Source organism: Nocardia sp. NPDC050630, assembly GCF_044457245.1.
In the GTDB taxonomy this organism is placed as follows: Bacteria; Actinomycetota; Actinomycetes; order Mycobacteriales; family Mycobacteriaceae; genus Nocardia.
Genome location: NZ_JBITGN010000003.1, coordinates 328,958 through 353,548, shown reverse-complemented (window position 1 = coordinate 353,548; position 24,591 = coordinate 328,958). Strand labels below are relative to the sequence as shown.

The 24,591-nt window shown below is 64.9% G+C and carries 20 protein-coding genes, 1 pseudogene and 1 riboswitch; of the genes and pseudogenes, 8 read left to right on the top strand and 13 right to left on the bottom strand.

Annotation, left to right across the window (positions count from 1 at the left end):
- Positions 1 to 664 precede the first annotated feature (664 nt).
- On the top strand, positions 665 to 1,174 hold the full coding sequence (locus ACIBG0_RS11785) for a class F sortase (RefSeq protein WP_397031673.1): 510 nt from the start codon (positions 665 to 667) through the stop codon (positions 1,172 to 1,174).
- A 166-nt stretch (positions 1,175 to 1,340) separates the two neighbouring features.
- Here the strand turns inward: ACIBG0_RS11785 and ACIBG0_RS11780 are convergent, their stop codons facing one another.
- Positions 1,341 to 2,912 (bottom strand): cutinase family protein, encoded by a 1,572-nt coding sequence (locus ACIBG0_RS11780; protein ID WP_397031997.1) that lies wholly within the window; start codon positions 2,910 to 2,912, stop codon positions 1,341 to 1,343.
- Positions 2,913 to 3,911: 999 nt separating this feature from the next.
- On the opposite strand from ACIBG0_RS11780, the gene ACIBG0_RS11775 reads away from it, so the two are divergent.
- Entirely contained in the window at positions 3,912 to 5,144 is a 1,233-nt protein-coding gene (locus tag ACIBG0_RS11775) for an ice-binding family protein (protein WP_397031672.1), read from the top strand.
- A gap of 839 nt (positions 5,145 to 5,983) precedes the next feature.
- Here the strand turns inward: ACIBG0_RS11775 and ACIBG0_RS11770 are convergent.
- A complete protein-coding gene (locus ACIBG0_RS11770; protein WP_387293878.1) occupies positions 5,984 to 7,201 on the bottom strand; it encodes an NADP-dependent isocitrate dehydrogenase in 1,218 nt (405 codons plus the stop codon).
- Positions 7,202 to 7,490: 289 nt separating this feature from the next.
- Positions 7,491 to 8,984 carry an MFS transporter gene (locus ACIBG0_RS11765; RefSeq protein ID WP_397031670.1) on the bottom strand — a complete coding sequence of 498 codons (1,494 nt, stop codon included), beginning with the start codon at positions 8,982 to 8,984 and terminating at the stop codon, positions 7,491 to 7,493.
- 132 nt (positions 8,985 to 9,116) lie between these two features.
- Between ACIBG0_RS11765 and ACIBG0_RS11760 the strand changes: the two genes are divergently transcribed.
- Together ACIBG0_RS11760 and ACIBG0_RS11755 are read left to right on the top strand one after the other, a co-directional pair.
- Positions 9,117 to 9,857 (top strand): TetR family transcriptional regulator, encoded by a 741-nt coding sequence (locus tag ACIBG0_RS11760; protein WP_397031669.1) that lies wholly within the window; start codon positions 9,117 to 9,119, stop codon positions 9,855 to 9,857.
- Positions 9,858 to 9,900: 43 nt separating this feature from the next.
- Positions 9,901 to 10,011, top strand: a riboswitch (SAM riboswitch).
- 326 nt (positions 10,012 to 10,337) lie between these two features.
- Entirely contained in the window at positions 10,338 to 11,489 is a 1,152-nt protein-coding gene (locus ACIBG0_RS11755) for a homoserine O-acetyltransferase (protein WP_397031667.1), read from the top strand.
- A 199-nt stretch (positions 11,490 to 11,688) separates the two neighbouring features.
- Here the strand turns inward: ACIBG0_RS11755 and ACIBG0_RS11750 are convergent, their stop codons facing one another.
- Positions 11,689 to 12,240, bottom strand: a complete 552-nt coding sequence (locus ACIBG0_RS11750) for a carboxymuconolactone decarboxylase family protein (RefSeq protein WP_397031665.1) — start codon at positions 12,238 to 12,240, stop codon at positions 11,689 to 11,691.
- 275 nt (positions 12,241 to 12,515) lie between these two features.
- Between ACIBG0_RS11750 and ACIBG0_RS11745 the strand changes: the two genes are divergently transcribed.
- Positions 12,516 to 12,761: a DUF3017 domain-containing protein gene (locus tag ACIBG0_RS11745; protein WP_397031995.1), complete on the top strand. Its 246-nt coding sequence runs from the start codon at positions 12,516 to 12,518 to the stop codon at positions 12,759 to 12,761.
- Between the two features lie 18 nt (positions 12,762 to 12,779).
- Here the strand turns inward: ACIBG0_RS11745 and ACIBG0_RS11740 are convergent, their stop codons facing one another.
- Entirely contained in the window at positions 12,780 to 13,343 is a 564-nt protein-coding gene (locus ACIBG0_RS11740) for a hypothetical protein (RefSeq protein WP_397031663.1), read from the bottom strand.
- 321 nt (positions 13,344 to 13,664) lie between these two features.
- On the opposite strand from ACIBG0_RS11740, the gene ACIBG0_RS11735 reads away from it, so the two are divergent.
- Positions 13,665 to 14,129 (top strand): tRNA (cytidine(34)-2'-O)-methyltransferase, encoded by a 465-nt coding sequence (locus ACIBG0_RS11735; RefSeq protein ID WP_397031661.1) that lies wholly within the window; start codon positions 13,665 to 13,667, stop codon positions 14,127 to 14,129.
- 66 nt (positions 14,130 to 14,195) lie between these two features.
- Here ACIBG0_RS11735 and ACIBG0_RS11730 read toward each other — a convergent pair whose 3' ends face one another.
- Genes ACIBG0_RS11730 through ACIBG0_RS11720 form a run of 3 tightly spaced genes read right to left on the bottom strand, consistent with a single transcriptional unit; the run spans position 14,196 to position 16,435 of the window.
- Positions 14,196 to 14,426 (bottom strand): DUF167 domain-containing protein, encoded by a 231-nt coding sequence (locus ACIBG0_RS11730; protein ID WP_397031660.1) that lies wholly within the window; start codon positions 14,424 to 14,426, stop codon positions 14,196 to 14,198.
- Entirely contained in the window at positions 14,383 to 15,765 is a 1,383-nt protein-coding gene (locus tag ACIBG0_RS11725) for a DUF4349 domain-containing protein (protein ID WP_397031659.1), read from the bottom strand. The genes ACIBG0_RS11730 and ACIBG0_RS11725 overlap by 44 nt, the downstream gene beginning before the upstream one ends.
- A gap of 31 nt (positions 15,766 to 15,796) precedes the next feature.
- Positions 15,797 to 16,435 carry a TetR/AcrR family transcriptional regulator gene (locus tag ACIBG0_RS11720; protein ID WP_397031658.1) on the bottom strand — a complete coding sequence of 213 codons (639 nt, stop codon included), beginning with the start codon at positions 16,433 to 16,435 and terminating at the stop codon, positions 15,797 to 15,799.
- Positions 16,436 to 16,540: 105 nt separating this feature from the next.
- Between ACIBG0_RS11720 and ACIBG0_RS11715 the strand changes: the two genes are divergently transcribed.
- Positions 16,541 to 16,939 (top strand): nuclear transport factor 2 family protein, encoded by a 399-nt coding sequence (locus ACIBG0_RS11715; protein WP_397031657.1) that lies wholly within the window; start codon positions 16,541 to 16,543, stop codon positions 16,937 to 16,939.
- Between the two features lie 3 nt (positions 16,940 to 16,942).
- Here ACIBG0_RS11715 and ACIBG0_RS11710 read toward each other — a convergent pair whose 3' ends face one another.
- Together ACIBG0_RS11710 and ACIBG0_RS11705 are read right to left on the bottom strand one after the other, a co-directional pair.
- On the bottom strand, positions 16,943 to 20,293 hold the full coding sequence (locus ACIBG0_RS11710) for an error-prone DNA polymerase (RefSeq protein WP_397031656.1): 3,351 nt from the start codon (positions 20,291 to 20,293) through the stop codon (positions 16,943 to 16,945).
- A gap of 66 nt (positions 20,294 to 20,359) precedes the next feature.
- On the bottom strand, positions 20,360 to 21,070 hold the full coding sequence (locus tag ACIBG0_RS11705) for a hypothetical protein (protein WP_397031654.1): 711 nt from the start codon (positions 21,068 to 21,070) through the stop codon (positions 20,360 to 20,362).
- Positions 21,071 to 21,175: 105 nt separating this feature from the next.
- Between ACIBG0_RS11705 and ACIBG0_RS11700 the strand changes: the two are divergent.
- Positions 21,176 to 22,114 (top strand): annotated as a pseudogene (locus ACIBG0_RS11700) (SDR family NAD(P)-dependent oxidoreductase); the annotation flags it as partial.
- 254 nt (positions 22,115 to 22,368) lie between these two features.
- Here ACIBG0_RS11700 and ACIBG0_RS11695 read toward each other — a convergent pair.
- From ACIBG0_RS11695 to ACIBG0_RS11685, 3 genes are read right to left on the bottom strand one after another with little or no spacing between them, the layout of a single operon-like run.
- Positions 22,369 to 23,277 (bottom strand): sucrase ferredoxin, encoded by a 909-nt coding sequence (locus ACIBG0_RS11695; RefSeq protein WP_397031653.1) that lies wholly within the window; start codon positions 23,275 to 23,277, stop codon positions 22,369 to 22,371.
- Entirely contained in the window at positions 23,277 to 23,669 is a 393-nt protein-coding gene (locus ACIBG0_RS11690; protein ID WP_397031652.1) for a YdeI family protein, read from the bottom strand. The genes ACIBG0_RS11695 and ACIBG0_RS11690 overlap by 1 nt, the downstream gene beginning before the upstream one ends.
- A 9-nt stretch (positions 23,670 to 23,678) precedes the next feature.
- Positions 23,679 to 24,446: an alpha/beta fold hydrolase gene (locus tag ACIBG0_RS11685; protein ID WP_397031651.1), complete on the bottom strand. Its 768-nt coding sequence runs from the start codon at positions 24,444 to 24,446 to the stop codon at positions 23,679 to 23,681.
- Between the last annotated feature and the right edge of the window lie 145 nt (positions 24,447 to 24,591).

Below are 24,591 nucleotides of genomic sequence, written 5' to 3'. Positions count from 1 at the left end.
GGTCGTTGTGCGTAAGAGTTACGCGATTAACCCGACGGCAGTGAAACGATCCACTCGACCTCCTAAAACCAACCGGTCGCCTGATCTAATGCCGAGTCCGACAGAGAGAGCCCCGCCGGTTTCTCCTGATTCCCACCCGTGGCTACTACGGCAGACTAATAGATGCATCACCTTCAGTCTCGGCCCTACCGCCCGAACCTAAAGTTTAATTAGGATCTACGGCCTTGAAGCGTAAAATCCTAGTAACACGTGTCGAGTGCCATAAGCACTTCGCTGGTTGCCGAGGCGATAGAACCGATCCGGTCGCATTCACCATTGCATGTGAGGCATAGGGATAAATTCTATCTGTCGAGGAGTTCCTATGAGCTCGTCATTTCGTGCTGCGTCGGTCATTCCAGGGTTACCCGGCGGTCCCAGCCCACCGATTCCGGAACTCCCGCCGCAAGGCCTCAGCTATCCAGGTGGACCCGGTGGTGGATGTGGTCGGGGCGACCCCGGAATGACCGAAGCACGAGCCCGCACTCCGCGCAGTCCAAGACGCAGTTCGCCGGTGTCGTCGAGGCACCTGCGGATAGCGGCGAGCATTCTGCTACTTCTCGCGGCACTGAGTCCGATCGCTCGATTGTGCCCAGCTGGAAATCCGGTCCCGGCCCACCATGCCGCCGTGACCGCATTCGGTACCGTGGTCCCGGCCGCGCTCCCAGAATCGCTCCCTGTGGAACTACACATCCCAGCTATCGCAGTGGATGGACCACTCTCCGAGCTCGGCCTCAATCCTGATCGCACCGTAGAACTTCCGACGGACTTTCAGGTAGCGGGCTGGTACCGATACGGCCCCCCACCGGGAGACATGGGCTCCGCGGTCATCCTGGGACACGTGGACTCCTACACCGGACCCGCGGTCTTCTATCGACTATCGTCACTGCGCGCCGGGGACGAGGTCGACGTGACAAGAGCGGACCGATCGGTTGCTCACTTCCTCGTCGAGAGGGTAGCCACCTATCTCAAGTCGGAGTTCCCACGCCATGAGGTCTACGACTCGCGCGGATACAGCGCGCTGCAACTGGTGACGTGTGGCGGCGAATTCGACCACACCATAAGAAGCTATCAGTCCAACGTGGTGGTCTACACCGCGCTCGTGGGCATCACTCCGCCGCCCGCTGGCACACCATGACAGACCCGGCCCCAGCATCACCTTGGTCGATGAGGGCGGCTCGACCGCGAATACTGCGCGCCAGACTGTCGCGGGAGCGGAAGACTGTGTTGATCTTCCCGTGCTGCGGCCACTCTGCGCCATCACCAACCCACAGCCGCTGCAAAATGGCGATTTATCGGTATCCCTACAGGTACAGGAGTTCGCGCGCCGACACCGCGACAAGCGATATGGCTCCGACTGCAACGACTATCGGCGGCGCGCTCCAACCCCAGCTGGCGTTGTTCGATGCTGAGTTCGTGGACCCGGCAAGAAAGTTGGATCGGACACCGACGGCATCTCCAGCGGCGAGCCGATATCGAAGCAGTCGCCACGAAACCAGGAACGTCAGGAGCATCAGGAGGCAATCCCACATTGTGATATCAGGGTCAGCGGTAACGGATGCCGACATGTCTTTTCGCGGTGCGCGATGTAGGAGCGTGGATTCGGCCGTAGCTGGTTCGGAGGCCTGGACGGCCGGTGGAGATGCATCGTCTGGTGCTACGGCCTGATGTGGATCAATAGGCTGACTGGGAACACTCGGTGCGGCGGAAGCCTTGGCGTTGGCAGCGGAGCCTGTCCGAGTGGCGAGACCGCGTGCCAGCGCTGCAAACCAGTCCGCGACGAATTGGGTTGGCGTTTGGCCGGTTTCGGTGACGGATTCCCATGCGTAGGCGCCGTGGCGTGCGACAACATCCTGATATCTCGCCCACGTTGCGGGCTCGAGGAGCGCGGCGTTGTCTGCGACGGCAAAGGCCACCGCGTCGAACGCTTGTGTCACCAGGTTCCCGACGGGTTCGATCGGCTCCGATGGGAATCGCGGTCCAGTAACTTTTTCCGTAAGGAGGGCAATGCTGTCCAAAGGTTGATTCTCGCCCACGCTGAGGATTTCGGCGACTTCGCTCGGTTCGAGTGTCACGCCTACTACGGCGAGCAAAATATTGAGCGTGACTGTAGCCACTTTGAGCAATGCTGCCTGCGCGTCGGGACCATAAACCGGTACCCGCGGGTCCGAGGCTTCGGCAAGGCGCTGACTGAGCGTCCGTTCGGACGTCAGCGTCAGGGTTTCGACCGTATTGCCATCCACGTCCTGGCTGACCACGGCGGCGGCGGTCTTCACGGTTGTCGCGACAACGGCTTGAATGATCGAGGACAGTGCGGTGATTGGGTCGAGTGGGGAGAGCAGTGCCTGGCCGATGATGTTCGTCAACGCATGCAGTATTGGTGTGCCCGTGGGCGCATCGCAGGCGAGGTCTTCTGCGATGCATAGCGAGGCCACGCGTCCGGTGAGCGCGCCGAAGTCTGCCGCGATGTCTTGTTGCGGCCCGATACCACCGCCCGCTGGCATCGCCTGCGCAACTGGTGGCAGCCCCGCTAATGCTGTTCGGTCGATGCCGGGCGCGGGGGCGGGGGTGCGCTGTCCCGGCGCGCCGGGGAACACTGGTGCCCCCGAGTCACGGGTCGGGTCGCCGAAGAGTGCGGCGCCGGCTATCTTGTCCGGTGCCACCACCCCGTATCCGAGCCCCACTTCCCGCAGGAACAGCGAAACAACGTGCGCCCCTTGTGAATACCCCAGCAAAGCCAGGCTGGTGTTCTCGCATCTAGTGCTGATCGCGCGGGCCATGCTGCGCAACTCGTCGAGTCCGGCGGAGACGGATTGTGCGTACGGCGACGTGGCAGCGCCGGGCACGATCCCGCCGAACGCCGCGGGATAGGGCACGTATGCGCGATCGATCGCTCCGGGCTTCGAAATGCTGGCCAGCAATGGCGCGAAAACGCCCGACAGCAAGCCGGTGTCGACGGTGGGCGATGCGCTGAAAGAGGACTGCCCTGTGCCCTGAACCCCGAGGGTGTACAGGGCCGGGCAGTCGGTCGGATCGAATTCCGGAGCAGCGGTAGCGGGTTCGGCGACGACGGCGCCGGTCGTTGCGACGACTGCACACACGCCGGTTACGGCGAGTGCTCGAGCTATCTTCCTCGACACTACGATCCGACCTCTCACAGACTCGAGCTTCTACTTGGACTTGCCGTACTTCACGTTCATCCCGCCGGATTGTCATTGCCCCCTAGAGCAGGCCGCCGGTCAGAAAATGGAATGTGTCTCCCACGACGGCGAGAAGTCCTGTGATGACGTTGATTACGGGCTGGAGGATCATTCGAACAGCCTCTCGATCGGTTGATCACGTATGTATGGGGCGTAGTGAATTGTTTGCGGCCCGACCCCCGACCGACTGTTTCGAGATGTCGGGAGTCGGACCGCAACCACACATTCGTGTCAGAGCAGCGCGTGGACCAGAACGCTGACGACGCCGGTGAGAAGGTTGCCCACGATCGGCAGCAGACCGCTGACGAGACCGCCCATGTTTGTTTAACCTCTTCCTGTTTGGTGATTGGTGGTGCCCCCGAGGACGGGCCTCGAGGGCGCTTGCGTGGTCGCCCGCCAGAAGAGAGATCGCGCACCGTTTTCGCGAACCGCTGATACTCCCGTGGCGAGACTCGACCGTGACACCGATTCAGTAGCAAGCAAACTGACGCGAGCATCGCCCACGCTCCGCTACATCGGCATCGAAAGGTACTTCGTAAGTCGCGCGACCCTGGATGGGTTAATTTCTGGCTTCGACTTATTGACGTGGTCGGGGCGGTTTGGACGCTGCTAGAACATCGATGAGCAAATCATGACCCACCCATCCACGTACCCGAGTTGCATCGAAGACACACAGTGACATTCACACGTGTGCCGTTCAACGGCGAAGGGAAACCAGTGACATTGGCGTCCAACTCGCCCCGGGCGCGTCCGGTCGGACGATTGATCATCGCTGCGGTGACGGTTGTGACCGCCACAGTCCTGCTGATCTTCAATGGGATAGCGTCAGCGGCCCAGCCCCCTGTCGGGTTGGGAACGGCCGCGTCCTTTGCGGTACTGGCGGGCCAGACGGTCACCAACACGGGGCCTACGATCATCGCCGGTGATGTGGGGGTCAGCCCGGGGAGTGCGATTACCGGATTTCCGCCGGGACTTATTACCCCCGGAACGGGAACCTTCCACGCTGCCGACGCGGTGGCGTTGCAAGCGCAAACGGATCTGACTACGGCATATAACGATGCTGCGGGTCGCGGTCCCGCCACCGCCGCTCCCCCTGATCTCGGCGGCCAAACACTGGTCGCGGGGGTGTACAACACGGCGGGCCCCATGGGCCTAACCGGGACAGTCACCCTCGATGGGCAAAATGATCCCAACTCGGTCTGGATCTTCCAAGCGGGATCTACGTTGATCACGGCATCGAACAGCACGGTCGCCCTCATCAACGGGGCCTCACCGTGCAATGTCTTCTGGCAGGTGGGTAGCTCCGCGACACTGGGCACCAACACCACCTTCGTCGGAACCATCATGGCGTTGACCTCGATCTCGGCGCAGACCGGAACCATCGTGGAGGGACGCCTCTTGGCGCGAAACGGCTCGGTCACCCTGGACAACAACAGGATCACCCGACCCAACTGCACTATCCCACCGACGTCCACGACTACAGCACCGCCGACAACGACAACAACAACTGCACCGCCGACAACGACAACGACGACAGCACCGCCGACAACGCCGGTGACAACCATCCCCATCCCCATCCCCCCCGGCGGCGGCGGCGGAGTTATTATTCCCGGTGGCGGTCTCGGTGGCGGTGGCGGTGGCGGTCTCGGTGGCGGTCTCGGTGGCGGTGGCGGTGTCGGAGTTCTCCCCGTCCCCATCCCCATCCCGATTCCCATCCCCATTCCGATTCCCGGTGGCGGTGCTCCGGGTGGACCGGGTGGGGGTGGACCGGGCGAGCAGGGTGGACCAGGTGAGCAAGGACCGGGCGAAGAAGGACCCGGCGAGCAAGGACCAGGTGAGCAAGGACCCGGCGGTGGCGGGGAGGTCCCCGAGGGCTCTCCAGAAACAGGTGGGGGTGGAACTGCCTAGCCTGGGCAATTCACCGTTTCCGGCATTGTGTACCGGTAGACAGCGAAAGGTGCTGTAGCGAGGGGCCGGGAGGGGTTTCACCTCCCGGCCCTCCGTGCCATCCCGGAACCCCTCGAGGCCGTCGAGGAAGGCGCCGATCGCGATGATCAGGCCCGCCCGCGACGAGGACGATCGTGCCTGCGGTAGTTTGTATCAAGCGTGGACCGGTGAGATTGCCGGGCCCGACCTACACGGCGCGGTCCCCGCCCTGGCTGACCCGAACCATCCAAACAAATTGAGCAACAGCTGAATTGGCTGCCTGATGTCGACTTCTCACAGTCGGGTGTAGGCCTTGCTGGTCCGGCTTGAACGCGCTCAGGATTTCCGGTGTCAGGGTCGGGCGGGTATCGGCGTGGCCCGCGAGCATGACGGCAGCGCGCCGGGTACTTCCAGCGCCGCCGTATCGAACTGAATTGAGGGGTGGCACCGCCAAGCAGTGCCGCCCCTCAACTGTGTCCGCCGACGTATGGAAGCCCGCCCACCTCACCGACGACCGGCCGCGACAGAGGGCGCACGCCGGACCCATGCTCCCGTCTCAGCCGTGCACCCCGCCCTCCTTGCTGGCCCCGGCCCGACCGGACGAGACCAACACCCGCGTCATTCAGCACCGCCCTACCCGCACGTCGGCCGAATTCTCGAGAACGCCCGGGGCTGTCGGCACCACATGACCAGCGGCGGTGCGGTTGTGAGCACACTGGTAACTCACCGGGTACACCATGCCGACCCCGCGCTCTTCCGCCGCCCGCGACGGCACCTAGCGGCACCCAACGACCGGCAAAAGGCGCGGAGAGGCGGGGAGCTCAGCGCAGGGCGCGGGCCAGGTTGGCATCGAGCGCACCGAGGAACTCCTCGGTGGTCAGGTAGCCCTGATCGCCGCCGACGAGCAGCGCCAGGTCCTTGGTCATCTGGCCGCCCTCGACGGTCTTGATGACGACATCCTCGAGCGTCTGCGCGAAGCCGATCACCTCGGGGGTGTTGTCCAACTTGCCGCGGTGCTCGAGGCCGCGGGTCCAGGCGAAGATCGACGCGATCGGGTTGGTCGAGGTCGGCTTGCCCTGCTGGTGCTGGCGGTAGTGTCGGGTGACGGTGCCGTGCGCGGCCTCGGCCTCACAGGTGCGGCCGTCCGGGGTGAGCAGCACCGAGGTCATCAGACCGAGCGAGCCGAAGCCCTGGGCCACGGTGTCGGACTGCACGTCGCCGTCGTAGTTCTTGCACGCCCAGACGTAGCCGCCCTCCCACTTCATGGAGGAGGCGACCATATCGTCGATCAGACGGTGCTCATAGGTGAGGCCCGCCGCGTCGAACTGGGTCTTGAACTCTGCCTCGAACACTTCCTGGAAGGTGTCCTTGAACATGCCGTCGTAGGCCTTGAGGATGGTGTTCTTGGTCGACATGTAGACCGGGTAGTTCTGCTGCAGGCCGTAGTTGAACGAGGCCCGCGCGAAGTCTTCGATGGACTTCTTGAAGTTGTACATACCCATGACGACGCCGCCGTCCTCGGGCATCTTCACGACCTCGTGCACGATCGGCTCGCTGCCGTCGTCGGGGGTGAAGGTGAGGGTGACGGTGCCGCCCTGGAATACCTTGAAGTCGGTGGCGCGGTATTGATCGCCGAACGCGTGACGGCCGATGATGATGGGCTTGGTCCAGCCGGGGACCAGACGCGGCACATTCGAGATGATGATCGGTGCGCGGAAGATGGTTCCGCCGAGGATGTTGCGAATGGTGCCGTTGGGCGAGCGCCACATCTTCTTCAGGCCGAATTCCTCGACCCTGGCCTCATCCGGGGTGATCGTGGCGCACTTGACGCCGACACCGTGTTCTTTGATGGCGTTCGCGGCGTCGATCGTGACCTGGTCGTCGGTCTTGTCCCGATATTCGATGCCGAGGTCGTAGTACTCGAGGTTCACATCGAGATACGGGTGGATCAGCTTGTCCTTGATGAACTGCCAGATGATCCGGGTCATCTCGTCGCCGTCGAGTTCGACGACGGTGCCTTCAACCTTGATCTTGGACATGGATCTTCGTGTCCTCCTAGGATGGTGCCCTCATTGCACGGCCAGGCAAACACGCTTGTGAGCGGACCCCAGCTGTTCCAACAGACAACGTATACGTCCCGCGTTGTCGGCGAGACGTGTGGTGCAAACAAGACAAGCGTACTGCTGCCATTGACCTCACCGCGCGGGCAGCCCCCAATGTGAAGCCGCCCGAAATAGTTACCGACAAGTAGGTCCGCGGCGCCGACACCCTGCCGAAATAGCGATGTCCGGGCATCCCATAGGACACCCGGACACCGCTATTTCAGGATCAGACCGCGACCGGAATCCGCGCGTCTTCCTCGGATCCCTCGATCAGATTTTCCGGCTTGTCCCGAATCATCAACGCGATCACCGGAATTGCCGCGAGGAAGAATCCGGCGCCGACATAGAACGCCACGTCGTAGCTGTGGATCGAAGCCCGGGCGATCAGATTGTCGACCGCGGGATTGTCCTGCGCGAAGGTCTTGGCCGTCTGCACCGAGATGGTAGTGAGCAGTGCGGTGCCGACCGCACCGCCGACCTGCTGTGCCGCATTCAACAACGCACTGGCCACACCCGAGTCCGCCTCCTCGACCTGATGCAGCGCGACGGTCTGCATCCCGACGAACAGCGGGCCCATACCGAGCGCGATCAGCAACTGCGCCGGCAGCACGCTGAGCGCGTAGCCATCGCCGTAGCTCAACTGCGCCAGCCACACCAGACCGAGCAGACCGAGCACGGCGCCGGCCACCATCAGCGGCCGCGGGCCAAGCTTCGGCAGCAGCGCACTGGTGACACCGGCAGAGATCGCGATGCCCGCCGGGAACGGCAGGAAGGCGAAACCGGCCTTCAGCGACGAGTAACCAAGGGTGATCTGGAAGTAGTAGCTCAGGAACAGGAACATCGCGAACATCGCGATCGGGATCAGCAGCGCGGCCAGGAAGGCGCCGCCGCGGTTGATCTCACCCGGAATATGCAGCGGCAGCAGTGGGTTCGACGAACGACGCTCGATGGCGACGAAGGCGATCAGCAGGGCGACGCCGATGACAAGCAGCCCGAGGGTGCTACCTGCCAGCCAGCCGTCGTCGGCGGCGCGGCTGAATCCGTACACGATGGCGATCAGACCGAGCGTCACGGTGACCGCGCCCGGCACGTCATAGCCGCCGGTGCGTGGAGTCGGCACATCCTTCACCACGAATGCCAGCGCGCCGAGCAGCGCGATCAGGGCGATCGGGGTGTTCACCAGCAGGCACCAGCGCCAGGAGGCGTATTCGGTCAGCGCGCCACCGGCGATCAGGCCGAGTGCAGCACCACCGGCGGAAATACCGGCGAAGACGCCGAATGCGGTGGCGCGCTCCTTGGCCTCGGTGAAGGTCACCGAGAGCAGTGACAGCGCCGCGGGCGCGAGCAGTGCCGCGAACGCGCCCTGCAGCGCCCGTCCGGCGAACAGCTCCGCGCCGTTCTGCGCCAGACCCGCCACCGCCGACGCCCCGGCGAAGCCGACCAGGCCGACGATGAAAATCCGACGCCGCCCCAGGTAGTCGGCCAGTCGACCGCCGAGCAGGAGCAGACCGCCGAAGATCAATGTGTACGCGGTCAGCATCCACTGCCGATTGCCGTCGCTGATCTCGAGATCCTGCTGGGCGAAGGGCAGCGAGATGGTCACGATGGTGGCGTCGAGAACCACCATGAGCTGGGCCAGTGCGATCACCCCCAGGGCCCACCAGCGCGCCGAACTCGTTGATTTGTCCGGAACTTCCACCGCTGTCGCAGTCTCGCTCACCTTGGTCTCCTAGTCCGAAGTTCGTGCAGCCATCCTGTCATCGACAGACATTTGTCGTCAAGAGAAAAATGTCGCATTCCGACATTTGACTGTTAAGGACACAAACCGGCCCGATTGCGCTAATATGAGGCCATGCTCGAGTCATCGACGCCGATCGGCGCGAGCGCCGCAGCCGAGGACGCTGTGCGCGCCCCAGCGAATTCAGGGCCAAGTGCGCCTGCGGGTCTGGGGTTGCGTGAACGCAAGAAGCAGCAGACCCGGTTGCGCATCATCGAGGTGGCGCTCGACCTGTGCGACGCACAGGGATTCGACGCGACGACGGTCGAACAAATCGCGGACCGCGCGGATGTGTCCCCGCGCACGATCAACCGGTATTTCGACAGCAAAGAGGCCATCATTCTCGGGCCGGTCAAGGATTTCGGACTCGCGATCGCCGAATGCCTGCGCGGACTCCCGGTCACCGGCAATGAGCTGCTATCGCTGCGCGAGGCCTTCCTGCAGGTCGTCGACCAGGCGGTGGACAGTGTCGACGGACCACTGTCATTCCGGCGCTTCCAGCAGATGCAGCGGATCCTGCGCAGTAGTCCGACGGTCAGCGCGCAGAGCATGGAACTGGCCGACGATAAGAACGCCGCGATCGCCGATGTAATCGCCGAGCGACTCGGCACCGAGCCCGACGCGCTACCGGTGCGATTGGTCGTCGGCGCGTGGCAGCTGATCGGCCACCTCAGCATGGAATGTCAGAACTCGATCTTCGACGAGGAGGACACCGCCGCTGCCGCCGCGGCGGCCCGCAACGGCTTCACCACATCGTTCGACGAGTTCATGCGCGTGTGTACCGGACAGACGACCGACGCGGCGGAAAACCGGTAACGGATTTCAGTCGCCGACCGCCCGCCGGTTACCATGTCCGTCAGGTCATGAGTGCCAGCGCGAAGCCCCGGCTTGCTGGACGGCAACCCTCCAGCAGCGGTGGGGTGCTCCGGGTGATGACCGGGCTCTCGATGGTCGAGGGCAAGCGCGCACTTCAGGAGGTTTTTCCGATGAGTTGTTGTCCGTCACCCGCACTCCGATAAGACTTGCCGGCGAACAACCCTTTGGAGCACGACATGAGTGACCCCATCGCGTCCGCGGCCGATCGGTTCGTCGCGAGGGCGCAGAGCACCGGCGCACGCACCCAGCCGATCTACCGGACCGCGGCCCGGTTGAGCCGGGTAGTTAACATCGGGGACGTGCGTTCTCTCGTGATTGACCCAGCGTCGGCGACGCACAGTTGCACGGGGACGACGTCATGAACGAACGGATCAGCGATACCGCGATCGCGACGGAGCCGAGCGCTGGCGAGGCGGAGTCGTGACCGTGACAGATCCCAGTACCACGCGTTCGTCCGTGGTGGCCCTGCCACCGCCGGACGGGAGTCTCGGCATCATTGCCATCGGGGATGTGCGTCTCGAAAGCGGCGCGGTCATCCCGGACGTCCATCTGGCCGTGCAGCGCTGGGGTGAGCTCTCCCCCGCATTGGACAATGTGGTGCTCGTCGAGCACGCGCTGACCGGCGATTCGCATGTGGTCGGGGTGCCCGACGATATCCATCCGCTGCCCGGCTGGTGGGACGGCATGGTCGGAGCGGGCGCACCCGTGGATACCGACGAATGGTGTGTCATCGCGACGAATGTGCTCGGCGGCTGCATGGGCAGCACCGGCCCCTCGACGCTGGCGCCGGACGGAAAGCCTTGGGGCTCGAGGTTTCCGGAAATCTCCATCCGTGATCAGGTGACCGCGGAAGCGGCACTGCTCGATGTGCTCGGCATCGAACGCCTGTCCGCCGTCGTCGGCGGTTCGATGGGCGGTATGCGGGTGCTGGAGTGGATGGTCGGCGCGCCGGAACGGGTCGCGGCCGCACTGGTACTCGCCGTCGGCGCACGCGCCACCGCCGACCAGATCGGTACGCAGACAACCCAAATCGCCGCCATCAAGGCCGATCCCGACTGGCAGGGCGGCGATTACCACGACACCGATCGCGCACCGATGACCGGCATGGGCATAGCCCGACGCATCGCACATCTGACCTACCGCACCGAGGGCGAACTCGATCACCGCTTCGAGAACAACGCACAGGACGACGAGGATCCGCGCGACGGTGGCCGCTACGCGGTACAGAGCTATCTGGACCACCAGGCCGAAAAGCTTTGCAGCCGTTTCGATCCTGCCACCTATGTGCTGCTGACAGAGGCTATGAACCGACATGATATCGGCCGCGGCCGCGGCGGCATCGCGGCCGCCCTCGCCGCCACCCCGGTACCCTGCGTGGTCGGCGGCGTCGACTCGGATCGCCTGTACCCGTTGCGAACTCAACAGGAACTAGCCGACGGCTTGCCGGGCTGCGAGGGCCTGGAGATCGTGCACTCCCGTGACGGCCACGACGGCTTTCTCACCGAAGCCGCGGCGGTATCGAAATTGCTGACCGAAACAATGCGATTGGCACGATTGGGTCGCAGCAGCTGAAAGTCCGCTGCCTACCAGGTCACTCGGCTTGTTCAGGACGCCCCTCGCGGAGCGACTCTTCCGACCTCGCCGCGAGATCGGGCTCGGCGTGCATCATGCCCGCAAACGAGAGGTGCCGATGTCGCTCGAACCCGGAAACTTCTCACCTGGAAGCCGACACATCCCGGCCTCATCGAGGATCTCGGCCAAGGCCACTACTTCAGCGCTCTTCAGCGACCAGCTCCGGGATGGCGCACGCCATGCCCTCGGCCATTCCGGTGGGGCGCACGCCGAGCCCCTGGTTATGCCGGGCGCGCTGGTTCTCCCAGGCGATGGTGGCTGTCAACTCGGCGAACTGCCCTTTGGACAGGTGGTTCAGCAATTCGTTGCGCAGATCCGCTAGTTCGACAGCCGGTGTGGCGGTCATGGCCTCGGCGAAGGAGATGACGAGTTTTTCCAGGTCGCTGTAGGCGTCGCTGGTGCGATAGCGTGGCAGGTCGCGCAGTTGTTGTTCGGTGAGTCCACTCGAGTGCGCCAGCGCCGAGCCGATATCCAGGCAGAACTCGCAGTTCACGAGTCCGGCTGTCTTCAGTTCGGCCAGCTCCTTGAGCTTGGGATCCAGTCTGTTGCTGAACAGCAGCGCTGTCTCGTACCCCAGCGTGCCGAAAAGGATCTGCGGTCGGCGGGCGAGCCAGCCGAATAGGTCGGATCGGTTCCGCTTCGCCTGCCGCATCGCTTGCACGTAGTGCCGAATCCGGGAAAGCGCTCGCATTGTCCGTACCCCTTGTACCGGATGGATCTCTCCTTGCTGAAACTACGCCTAGTAGTAGTCGGAGGCAATGCCTGATCGAGTGTCGCGAAACATGTTGCGGCACAATAGCCGCGCCTCGAAGCTCGGCATGCGGGTGCGCGTCCGCGTCGCACTGGTGTGAGCGGCGGTATGCCGTCTGCAAGAATCGGAGCGTGACCGACGTTGACTCGTCTGCCGCCGAACGGCAGTCCGACCGGACCAGCCTGGGTGCGCAGTTCCTGCGCTGCCACCTGCCCATGCTGGTCGTGACGGCGGTCATCCTGCTCGCGGTCGTCTTCGTGGCCTGGGACCGATGGCGACGCGGCGCGCTGTTCTTCGGCGGTGCGGCGCTGCTCGCGGCGACCTTCCGGCTCTGCCTGCCGACGGCCAGGGTCGGGCTGCTCGCGGTGCGCAGCAAGCCGTTCGATGTCGCCGCGCTGGGCCTGCTCGGCACCGCCATCGTCTTCATCGCCGCCACGATCAATACGCTCGGCGTCGGCTGAAATCGCCACGACAGCCCATCAGTTGTGGCAGGTGTCCCTGTCGTTGTAAAGCATCAGCTGGGTGACCTTGGCATCGGCGGGCATGTTCCGGTAGATGCCGAGGAAGCCGTAGCGCGCGGGTTGATCGGGGACCGCGGCCGAACTCCAGTTGTAACCGATCTCGAGCGCGGGATAGGCAGCGCGTACTTCGTCCACCGTGGAGCCGACGGCTATGCCCTCGGCCGTACGGACGGGAAGTTTGCCGGGCATGATCGCGACTATTTCGCCCTTGTTGGTGAAACCCTGCCAACCGGCTCGTGCGGTATAGCGGCCGCAGCCGGGCGGATCGTTGGTGTCGTCGAAGGCCGCGATTTCTCCGGTGGCCTCGGCCTCGCTTCGGCTCATACCGATCCGCAGCTTGCCGAAGCCGAGCGGGCCGAGCACGGTCGGTGCCGATGGCACCGTGGTCGTGGACGCCACTTCCCGAGTGGTCTCGGTCGGCTCGTCCGAGCACGCCGTTGTGCCGGTGAACACCGCGCTGAGCAGCACGAAGGCCAATACGGCACGATGAATACGCATGGTCTTACCCCCGATGTCGTCCATGAACCGGAATGCCCGCCGAACCGAGACGGGTGCGATGTCGGCCCAGTCTGCACAGCGGCCACTGCCCGAGTCAAGGCGGCATCCATCGGCCCACGTACACCTTATGCGTCACCACTTCGAACCCGGTCTCGGCTGAGGCACAATAACTTTCGTCGCTTTCGTCGGGCGCCGGTGGCCGCGAGCATGAGATAGGTCGCGGCGATCATTGCATTCTTGATGGTGTTCTCCCGGGTGAGTCCGCGCTGTTGCCGTGGCGAGTCCGGGCCGCCGTGGATCGGGCGGGATGCAAGTCTCCGAGCGAACATGACAAGCTGATGCGTTGTGTTCCGATTGATGTTTCACGAGCCCGCGATTCCCGGAAATACCGGCAATGCGATTCGACTTGTCGCGGGGACCGGGTGTGAGTTGCATCTGGTCGAGCCATTGGGGTTCGACCTTTCGGAGGCGAAGTTGCGGCGGGCCGGATTGGACTACCACGATCTGGCCTCGGTGACGGTGCACAAGAATCTCGCGGCGGCATGGGAGGCGGTGCGGCCGGAGCGGGTGTTCGCGTTCACGACCCAGGCGAGCACGCGGTATACCGATGTGGCGTACCGCGAGGGCGATGTGCTGCTGTTCGGCACCGAACCGACGGGGTTGCCGGCAGAGGTGCTCGACGATCCACACATCACCGATCGACTGCGCATTCCGATGTTGCCCGGCCGCCGCTCGATGAACCTCTCCAATGCCGCCGCCGTCACCGTCTACGAGGCTTGGCGCCAGTCCGGATTTCCCGGCGCTGTGTGACCCTGTCGCTCAACCCTATTCGGCGATGGGATCTCGAGGTCGGTGTGGACTTTCCGGTTCGGGAGCTCAGAGGTCCAGTTCGAAGCGTTTGAAGCGGGAGGTTGCGCCCGCAGCGAGGCGGACGGCGGATTTGGGGACACCATAGTGGTCGGCGAGGAGTTCGATGGCGGCCTTGTTCGCCTTGCCTTCGACGGCGGGGGCGCGGACGTACAGCCGCAGGGTACCGTCGTCGAGGGTTTCCACGAGTGGGCCCCTACGGCTGTTCGGTTTGATCGTCGCCCTTACGACCGTCGGCACCTGTATCTCCTGTCGTCCCAGTGCCTTTCGCCGCCCCGGTACCTTTCCCGGTCTCGGTGCCTGCGCCTGTTTGAGAGCCAGCACCAGTTCCCGCGCCTGGACTCTTTCCAGCGCGCGCACCGGTCTCAGTACCAGCACCGGTCCCAGCGCCCGCAGGAGACCCACCGCCCACGCCAGTCCCAGCGCCGTCACCGGCCCCAGTGCCCGCACCGGTCTCAGCACCAGCACCGGTCCCAGCGCCCGCAGGAGACCCAGCGCTCACACCAGTCCCAGCGCCTGCACCGGCCCCAATGCTCTCATCGGCCCCAGTGCTCTCATCGGCCCCAGCGCCCGCACTGGTCCCAGCCACTGCACCGGCCCCGGTCTCAGCGCCCGCACTCGATCCTGCACCCGCACCTTCAACCGCTGTCGTGTTCGCACCGGTCGAGGCACCGACCGCAACCGGAACTGCCTTGCCCTCCTCTGATTCTCCCGTCCCCGACGAACTCCGCTTCCGACTCCGCACCATCCGCACCACACCCCACACCACTGCGGCGATCACCACGACGAACCCGAGCCACGGAATCGCCTTGCCGGTGAAAATCACCGCATCCTTCAGCCAATCCACCAGCGAATGCCAACCGGAGACGATGCCGTCCCAGAAATTGGTCGGCCCCTCATCGGAATCCTTGTCCTCGGTGGTGATGTCGATGGTGAGTGTGGACAGCGCGACCTGATCGTCGAGGTGCCGCTTCTGCGCGGTGAGGCTGTCGAGCTCGCCCTGCCGGCTCGACAGCGCCTGTTCGGCGGCAATGAGATCCGCGGTGTTGGTCGCCCCGGCGATGAGCGTGCGCAACCGGTCGACCGAGGCCTGCAGCGCCTTGATCCTGGCGTCGAGGTCCTGCCACTGCATGGTGACGTCGTCGCGGTTGGTGCTCATCCGGGTGACCCTGCCGACGCCGCCGAGGCCGTCGATGAACTTATCGGTCTTATCCGCCGGCACCCGCACGGTGAGCGTGGCCTGCGGGTCGTTGTCATCGGTCCCCGGCTGCTCGGTGCGGCTATCGACCCGGCCGCCGACCTCGCGCACCCGATCGGTGACCTGGGCACCCGCCTTGATCGGATTGTCCGCGGTGATGTCGACGCTGCCGGTGATGACCTCCTTGCGCGCCTCGACCGTGTTCCCGCCGGTATCCCCCTTCGCCGGGGCGCCCTCGCGCAGACTCGGCGGCGGCGCCATCGGCGCGACGGTCGCCATGCTCGACCGGCCAGGACCGGCATGGTCGTCGTTGTCATCACCGCAGCCGACCAGCAACGTCAAACCAAGCAGGCCGATCACCAGCACAGCAAGCTTCCGCATGGACGCAGGTTAGCCGCTGCGGCGAATTCGGTCACGAAGTCCGATGCGAACCATTCCCGAATACCGAAGTGACGCCAACCAGTTTCACCAGAAATCGCTCGATCTGCTCGGCGAGCGGCGGCCAGGTTTGGCCGGGTTCGTTGAGCCGCATCGATACCGCACCGTGCACCGCCGCGCGCAGGTCCAGCATGACCGAGACCGGGTCGTCGACGGGCACGAGACCGGCATCCATACAGCGCCGGATCGCGGCGGCGGTACGTTCGGTCAGCTCCCGCTTGAACGGCATGTCCACGCGCTGATGGATGGTGCTCTCGTGCAGCACCTTGTACATGCCCGGGTGTCGATAGGCCCAGTCGCCGAGGACGCGGATGCGAGCGCGCAGCTTGTCGACAGGATCGTCGATGGCGGCCTCCGCGTCATCGATCGCGCGCACCAGATCGCCGTGATAGCGCTCCAGTGCGGCCAGCACCAGCGCGTCCCGGTCGGCGAAATGCAGGTAGACCGACGTTGCGGCGCTGCCGATTTCGCGTGCGACCGCACGCATGGACAGGGCTTGATCATCACCGAGTTCATCCAGCAGCCGGATCGCGGCGTCGACGATCTCCGCACGCAGTCGGCCACCGTGGCCGCGCGGATTTCGACCGCGTCGGGTCGTCGGATCGGAGGTCATGTGGGGATTGTAGCCGGACATATGTAGCGCTACAGTTGTAGCGCTACAGCTGTTCAGTTGCCGCTGGCGACTGCTCGCAGCGCGCCCGAAAAGGAGAAAACACTGATGACCAGCACTTCCGTCGACCCGAAGCTCGAATCGAATAAGCAGACCGTCCTCGCGTTCTACGAAGCCGCGTTCAATGCCAAGGATTTCGAGGCCACCGCCGAATTCTTCGGCGCGCGCTATATCCAGCACAATCCGGAAATCGCCGATGGTTTCGACGGACTACTCGCCCGACTCACCAGCCTGAAGGAAGGCGCGCCGAAACTGCGCGTCGAGGTGAAACGCATTGTGGCAGAGGGTGATTACGTGGTCGCCCACGTGCACGGTGTGCGCGAGCCCGGCGATCGCGGGCTGGCGATCATGGATATCTTCCGCCTCGACGACGGAAAGCTGGTCGAACATTGGGATGTCATCCAGCCGGTTCCGGAGCAGGCCGCCAATGCGAACGGAATGTTCTGAGTCTCAACGGAAATCGCGGGATCTCGAGTCGACGCGCAGGTCCATGCGCTGCAGGTACTCGGCGACGACGGTGACCGCGCCCGCGGCATTCTGGACGCGGCCGCGAACGAGTAGGGCGGGAGCGCTCTGAGCCAAACGACGATAGCGAGTCCACAGGCCCACCGAGCAGACGATATTCACCATGCCGGTTTCGTCTTCCAGATTGAGGAAGGTGACGCCGGCGGCGGTGGCGGGGCGTTGGCGATGTGTGACGGCGCCGCCGACCAGAACGCGGGAGCCGTCGGGCACGTCGAGCAAACCCGCGGCGGGGATGACACCGAGCGCATCCAATTGCGGGCGTAGGAATTCGGTGGGATAGCTGCCCGGGGAAATACCGGTGGCCCAGACGTCGGCGGCCGCAAGTTCGAGTTCACTCATGCCGGGCAGGGCGGGGGCGGCGGTGGCGGCACCGGTACCAGGAAGCCGGTCGGGGCGTTCACCCGCTGCGGCGCCCGCCGCCCACAATGCTTCGCGTCGGGTAATGCCGAGACAACCCAAAGCGCCTGCGGTGGCGAGGGATTCGGCTTGCGCGACGGAGAGTTCCACCCGGCCGGTCAAGTCGAGGAAGGAGGTGTACGGACCGGCAGAGCGGGCGGCGACAATGCGTTCGGCGAGATCGGTGCCGATGTGGCGGATGGTCGCAAGCCCGAGTCGCACCTCGTCACCATGGTTTTCGAGGGCGGGTTCGGCGCGACTGGCATTGATATCGGGTCCGTGCACCGCAACGCCGTGCCTGCGAGCGTCGGCGACCAGCGACTGCGGTGAGTAGAAACCCATCGGCTGGGCGCGCAGCAATCCGGCGCAGAAGGCCGCCGGATAGTGCAGTTTGAACCATGCCGAGTAGTACACGATCGACGCGAAGCTCTGCGAATGGCTTTCCGGGAAGCCGAAATTCGCGAAGGCATACAATTTCTCGTAAATGCGGTCGGCGACTTCGCCGGTAATGCCGTGCAGATCGCGCATGCCCTGATACAGCCTGTCCTTGAGGCGTTCCATGCGTTCGGGTGAGCGTTTGGAACCCATGGCGCGGCGCAGTTGATCGGCCTCGGCAGCGGTGAAACCGGCGACGTCGATGGCCATCTGCATGAGCTGTTCCTGGAACAGCGGTACGCCGAGGGTGCGCTTCAGCGAATTCTTCAGCGCGTCATGGTCATAGGTCACTTCCTCGTCCTCGTTGCGGCGACGGATGTAGGGATGCACTGAACCACCCTGGATCGGGCCGGGCCGAATCAGCGCCACCTCCACCACCAGGTCATAGAATTGCCGCGGCTTCAGCCGGGGCAGTGTGGCCATCTGCGCCCGCGACTCCACCTGGAAAACTCCCACCGAATCGGCGCGCGAAAGCATCTCGTAGACAGCGGTTTCCTTCAGGTCCAAGGTGTGCAATTCAACCGTTTCCCCCTTGTGCTCGCGCACCATATCGATCATGTAGTGCAGTGCGGAGAGCATGCCGAGACCGAGCATGTCGAACTTGACCAGATTTATCGCGGCGCAATCGTCTTTATCCCACTGCAGTACGCTGCGGCCGGGCATGCGCGCCCATTCGACCGGGCAGACATCGGCGATCGGCCGGTCGCAGATCACCATTCCGCCGGAATGAATACCGAGATGCCTTGGCAGACTCTCGATTTCGGCAGCCAACTCCAGTACTTCCGCGGGAATATCCGTACCGATTTCGGCGCCTACTCCGGTCCAGCGGCTCACCTGCTTACTCCAGGCATCCTGCTGTCCGGGTGAAAAGCCGAGTGCGCGTGCGGCGTCGCGGACCGCGGACTTACCGCGGTAGGTGATCACATTCGCCACCTGAGCGGCGTATTCGCGACCGTATTTGGCGTAGACGTGCTGGATCGCCTCCTCCCGGCGATCGGATTCGATATCGATGTCGATATCGGGCGGACCATCGCGCTCCGGGGTGAGGAAGCGTTCGAACAGCAATTCGGCGGCGACCGGGTCGACATTGGTGATGCCGATCGCGTAGCAGACGGCCGAATTCGCCGCCGAGCCCCGGCCCTGGCAGAGGATGTCGTTTTCCTTGCAGAAGCTGACGATATCGTGCACCACCAGGAAGTAGCCGGGAAACTTCAACTCGTCGATGATCGCGAGTTCGTGCTCGATCTGCCGATACGCCTCGGGATTTCCCGACGGCGGACCATAACGCCGAGCCGCACCCTCGAGGGTGAGTTCACGCAGCCAGGAAGCCTCGTCATGGCCGTCGGGCACGTCGAACGGCGGTAGGCTCGGCGCGATCAATTTCAGATCGAATGCGCATTCACGGGCGAGTGTCACCGCATTCGCCACCGCCTGCGGACAAGCGGCGAACAACTGCGCCATCTCCGCACCCGAACGCAGATGCGCGCCACCGGTCGGCGCCAACCAACCCGCGATATCGTCCAGGCTCCGGCGCGCCCGGATCGCCGCGAGCGCCATGGCGCGGCGACGCTGGGCTGGTGCGGCGAAATGCGCTCCGGTGGTGGCCACCACGGGCAGGCCGAGCCGATCGGCCAGGGCAATGAGGTGGGCGTTGCGTTCGTCGTCCTCCGGAATGCCGTGATGGGTGAGTTCCACACTCACCCGGTCGACGCCGAAACGCTCCGTCAGGTCGCGCAGGGCGGCCTCGGCTCGCCCGAGACGGGTGTCTCCCGCCCGCAGATCGCGCTCGAGGGCTTGGCGCACATGGCCTTTACGGCATCCGGTCAGAATGTGCCAGTGCCCGTCCGCCGCCGCGGTGAGCGCGTCCAGGTCGTAGCGGAGGATGCCCTTCTCCCCCGCGGCCATATGCGCTGCCGCGATCTGGCTGGAGAGTCGGCGATAGCCCTCTTGACCACGGGCGAGCACCAGCAGATGCGGACCGGCCGGATCCGGCGAACCGGTGCGCGGTGCCGAATCGGGTGCGCCGAGGTGTCCGAGCCGCGGTACGTCTTCCGGGGTACCGAGTGACAATTCGGCCCCGTAGACCGTCGGTATACCCCATTCCCTGGCCGCCTCGAAGAAGCGAACGGTTCCGTAGAAGCCATCGTGATCGGTGAGCGCGATCGCCTCCAGCCCGAGCCGCACCGCCTCCTCCACCAGCTCCTCCGGCTGACTCGCACCGTCGAGGAAGCTGTAGGCCGAATGCGCGTGCAACTCCGCATATGGCACGACCGGACTACCGGCCGGTTCGACCGGTTCGGGTCGATAATCCCCGCGCTTGCGCGACCACGCCGGACTGTCGCCGCCGTCGCCCGGATACATCGCGTCCGGATTCGTCGGTCCGGGCCGCCCGGACAGCACCCGCTCCAGCTCCGCCCAGGTAGGCGGGCCGTTGCTCCAACCCATGACACATCACCTCCTCTACGGTCGAACATACATTCGAACCGCAAGGAAGTGTAGAGGCCCGCCGAATCAGGCGACCTGGAGCGGTTCCGTCGACTTCTCGCCCAGCGCTGCCTCGACCTTGTCCAGACTGGAGCGAATCACGGCGCCATAGGCGTCGTTGGCGAGGACATCGAGATGGCCGCGCGCGATGGTCAGCTGCATGTAAGCCACATCGAAGTCGCCGACGCGGCGGTGACTGTCGGCGAGGTTGAGGTAGAGCGAGGGTAGGAATCCGCGTAACCCCTCATCGAGAGGAACGCCAGGGCCGAAGACCGCGGCCAGCGCGCGTTGATCCCAGCGCAGCGCATCTTCGGCCGTGCCCTGAAGATCGGCGAGGTGATGCGCAATCACACAGCGCTGCAACGGATCTCCGCCGTCGCCGAGCTCGCCCCACAGTTCCGCCAGCATCCGCCGCGCCCCCTCCGGATCACTGCCGGAGAGCCGCACCGCGGCAAAGATTTCCGCCATCCGATCGTCCGCCATGCGCAGAGTATCGCACATATGTTCGATAGATTCGAGGTCGGTTCGAACACCTCGGCGTGGCCCGATTCGAAACGCTCGACGTGCGAGTTCGACGAGGAGCGCTTCGATGTCGAAGCTCGGGCCGATCGTGTCGATGGTGAGTCCGAACGCCGTCGCCAGATCGTTGTACACGGCGGCGTGAGCGAAGAACCCGGAGGCAGGTAGCTCGCGCAACCACGAATGGCCCGCGAATGTCGCCAATCGAACAGAGCGCACTTGGCAAGTAAACTTACTTGAGAGTAAGTTCATGCCAACTCGACCTGCAAAGGAGCAGCGATGACCCGAGCTTCCGCTGACGAGACCGACCTGCGCGGGCAGATCCGGCGCAATCGCCGCAACCGCGACCTGACGGGGCGGCATGTGCTCATTACCGGCGCGTCCTCTGGCATCGGCCGGGCCGCCGCGCTGGCCGTGGCGGATAAGGGCGCCATCGTCTTCCTGCTCGCCCGGCGCGCCGACGAACTCACGGCCGTGGTCGAGGAGATCCGAGCCGAGGGCGGCAGCGCCTACGGATATCAGTGCGACGTAACCGATTCCGACTCCGTCGACCACGCCGTCAAAACCATCCTGGACGAGCACGGCCACGTCGACATGCTGGTGAACAACGCGGGCCGCTCGATCCGTCGCGCCATCCACCGCTCCACCGACCGGCTGCACGATTTCGAACGCACCATGGCGGTCAACTATTTCGGCGCCGTGCGATTGACCCTGGCGCTGCTGCCGCAGATGCGCGAGCGCAAGTTCGGCCACATCGTCAATATCAGCAGTGCGGGCGTGCAGGTGGCCACGCCGCGCTTCGCCGCCTACCTCGCGAGCAAAGCGGCGCTGGATAAGTTCGCCGAGGTCGCGGCGGTCGAAACCATGGCCGACGGCGTCACCTTCACCACCATCCACATGCCGCTGGTGCGCACCCCGATGATCACCCCGAGCGGCGATCAGGGCCCGTCGGAGTCCCCCGAATGGGCGGCCGCCACCATCGTGCGCGCGCTGAGCGAGCGACCCAAGCGCATCGATGTCCCGCTCGGTACCTTCGCCGAATACGGCGCACTACTCACCCCGAAGCTGCGTGACCGCATTCTGCACCGCTACTACCGGGCCATACCCGACTCTCCCGCCGCCAAGGGTGAGCAGGTCGATACCGAAGAACCAACGGAATCCGCTGTACCGCAGTCTAATCCGCGTCATCAGTCGACGGCTCGCCGAGTCACGGGCACCGCCCTGCGCCGCGCCGCCCGCTGGGTGCCCGGCACCCACTGGTAAGCCCGCGACCTTCATCCCGCAGGGGGCGATAAAGGTCGCCGGCGAACGGGACATGGTTGCGGTGGATTCCGCCGCAACCACGTCCCGTCCGTCGTTCTCGGCCGAGGACGAGGACGAGGACGAGGACGAGGACGAGGACGAGGCAGCGCACCACCCTCCACATTGAACGCGCACACCGTCGACCGCGATCCGGGCCGGCACATCCGGCAGATAGTCCAGACGTCCGCAGCGCGATCCAGCCCGTTGGACCACGATCAGCCCGTGGTCAAAGGCCGTATCCAGTCGGCCACGACCGCGGTGACCGGTTTCGGTGCGGCACCGCAACTGGCCTGGCGCGGTGGAAGTTCCACCGTGCGAGTTGTCACCCGCCAGCGGCGGCCGTCACGATGGGTAACCAGGGCCAGAGCGGAACCGGTTGCGGTGGAATCGGTTTCGAGACTGATGGTGAGATCATCGAGCCTTGCCGAAACCTGTTCGCGCACCGCGATTTCCGCGACCTGCTCGACCGGATGGTGACCACTGCGACCTCGCAATCCAGCCAAGGAAACCGCACCGCGTTCTACAGCTTCGACCGCCGCGATGGCGGCCGCGGTATCGACGCGGCCGTAGGTCAGGCCGGAGGGCAACAACACCATGGCAGGCGCGAAGCGATGGCCGCCGGTGTGCGAGCACTCCCAGACCCGGTCCGGATAGTCGGCGGCCAGATTCGCCGCGATCGGACGGCCGAACAGCGCACAGCACTGATCGCGTTTTCCGTGCGCGCACACCAGGACCAGCGAATCACGCACGGGCGCGCCGATTCCCGGCGGCGGGCCGTTCAGCAGGTCGAGGTCCAGGTCGAGCAGCTGCCTCAGGTCGGTGATCTCGAAGCGTTCGCACCAGAAACCCTGCGGGCGCGAGCTAGCGATCAAAACCGTTCGAACACCGGTGAATTCATTGCGGCCCGGTCGCCGGATCAGCGTCGGACGAATCTTGGCGGCAACGGTGCGGGCGGCGAGTTCGGCAGTGATCTCTCGGCCGAGCACTTCGTCACCGATCACATCCCGGCCCCATGCGCCCGGCTGCTCGACGCACAACCACCCCGACACCCGAGTCGCCGTGCCGGGCAAGGGCACATCGACCGCGGCCGCCGCCGAACACAGCATCCCTTCGAATCCGGTCATCAACCCGACGTCTGTCCGTCGGCGAACGCCGCGTCCCAGCGGCCGTCGGCCTTGGCCCGATCGATCTCGGCCTGTCCGGCCGGATACATCAACCCCTGCTCGATCAGCTCGGTGACCAGGCCGATATTGCGCAGCGACCATGGGCTGCGCTTGCGCCGCGGCGTGAAGCCGACCTGCCAGAACTCCGCATCCTCACCGCGCGCCTGCCCATCGATCCAGCCGAAGCACAATGCCTGCCGCAGCGCGCCGGCATGGTTCAGCGAAACGCGTCCGCAGCCCTTTTTGGCGAAGCGCAGCCAGACCCCGTCCACCGATGCGTGGTTGGTCAGGAGCCAGTCGCGGAACGACTGCTCGTCGGGGAAGAACAGAACCGGACGGTCTTGCGCGGGCACCGCTTCACTCTAGATAGCGGCGGGTGGGAGCGTCGCGAGGAACGGCAGCACGGTTGCCTCGAATTCCCGGTAGCGGTCGCGGTGGATGCTGTGACCGCAGGTGAAGGCGGTCACAGCGCAGTCCGGGATGGTGTCGCGCAAGATGGCCAGCTTCTCCGGATCGACCATGCCGCCGGGACCGCCGCGCAACACCAGGGTGGGGGCGGTGATGTCAGCGAGCCGGTCCCACCACTCCGGATGCGGCTTGCGGAACTGTTCGAGCGCGGTCCGCGTCATCGAGCGATCGAAGGCGAGCACCGCACGCGGATGCCGAATCAGGCTGGTGGTGGCATGCCAGAGTTCCGGAACGGTCGGGAAGCGACGAGTCAACTTCACTTCTTCATCGCCGGAACGCAACGGCATCGGGCACTCCTCGATGACCAGCCGCCGCACCAGTTCGGGCCGTTCCTGCGCAACACAGGAAACCGCGAAACCGCCCAGCGAATGCCCGACCAGATCCACCGAATCCAGCTCGAGGCGGTCACACAGGTTCAGCACGTCTTCGCCGAATTCGGCGAACAAATAGGACTCGGTGTGCGCACTACGCCCGTGCCCGCGCAGATCGGGAATGATGACCCGCCGCCCAGCCCGCACCAAGGTATGCGCGAACCGATCCCAGGTATGCCCGTCCCCGCCCATACCGTGCACCAGCACCACCGGCGCACCATCGCCGACCACGGAATCCCGATAGGCGATCCACACGCCGTCGAGCACAGCCCTGGTCACCGCGAGATCCACGATTTCCGAGGATACTGTGTTTGATTTGCAGCGCCTGCGGCGCTGCGTGTTCGCGGCCCCCTGGTGTGGGGGGGGGGGGGCCGGGGGGGGGGGGGGGGCGGGGGCCGGGGGGGGGGGGCGCGGGGCGGGGGGGGGGGGGCCGCCG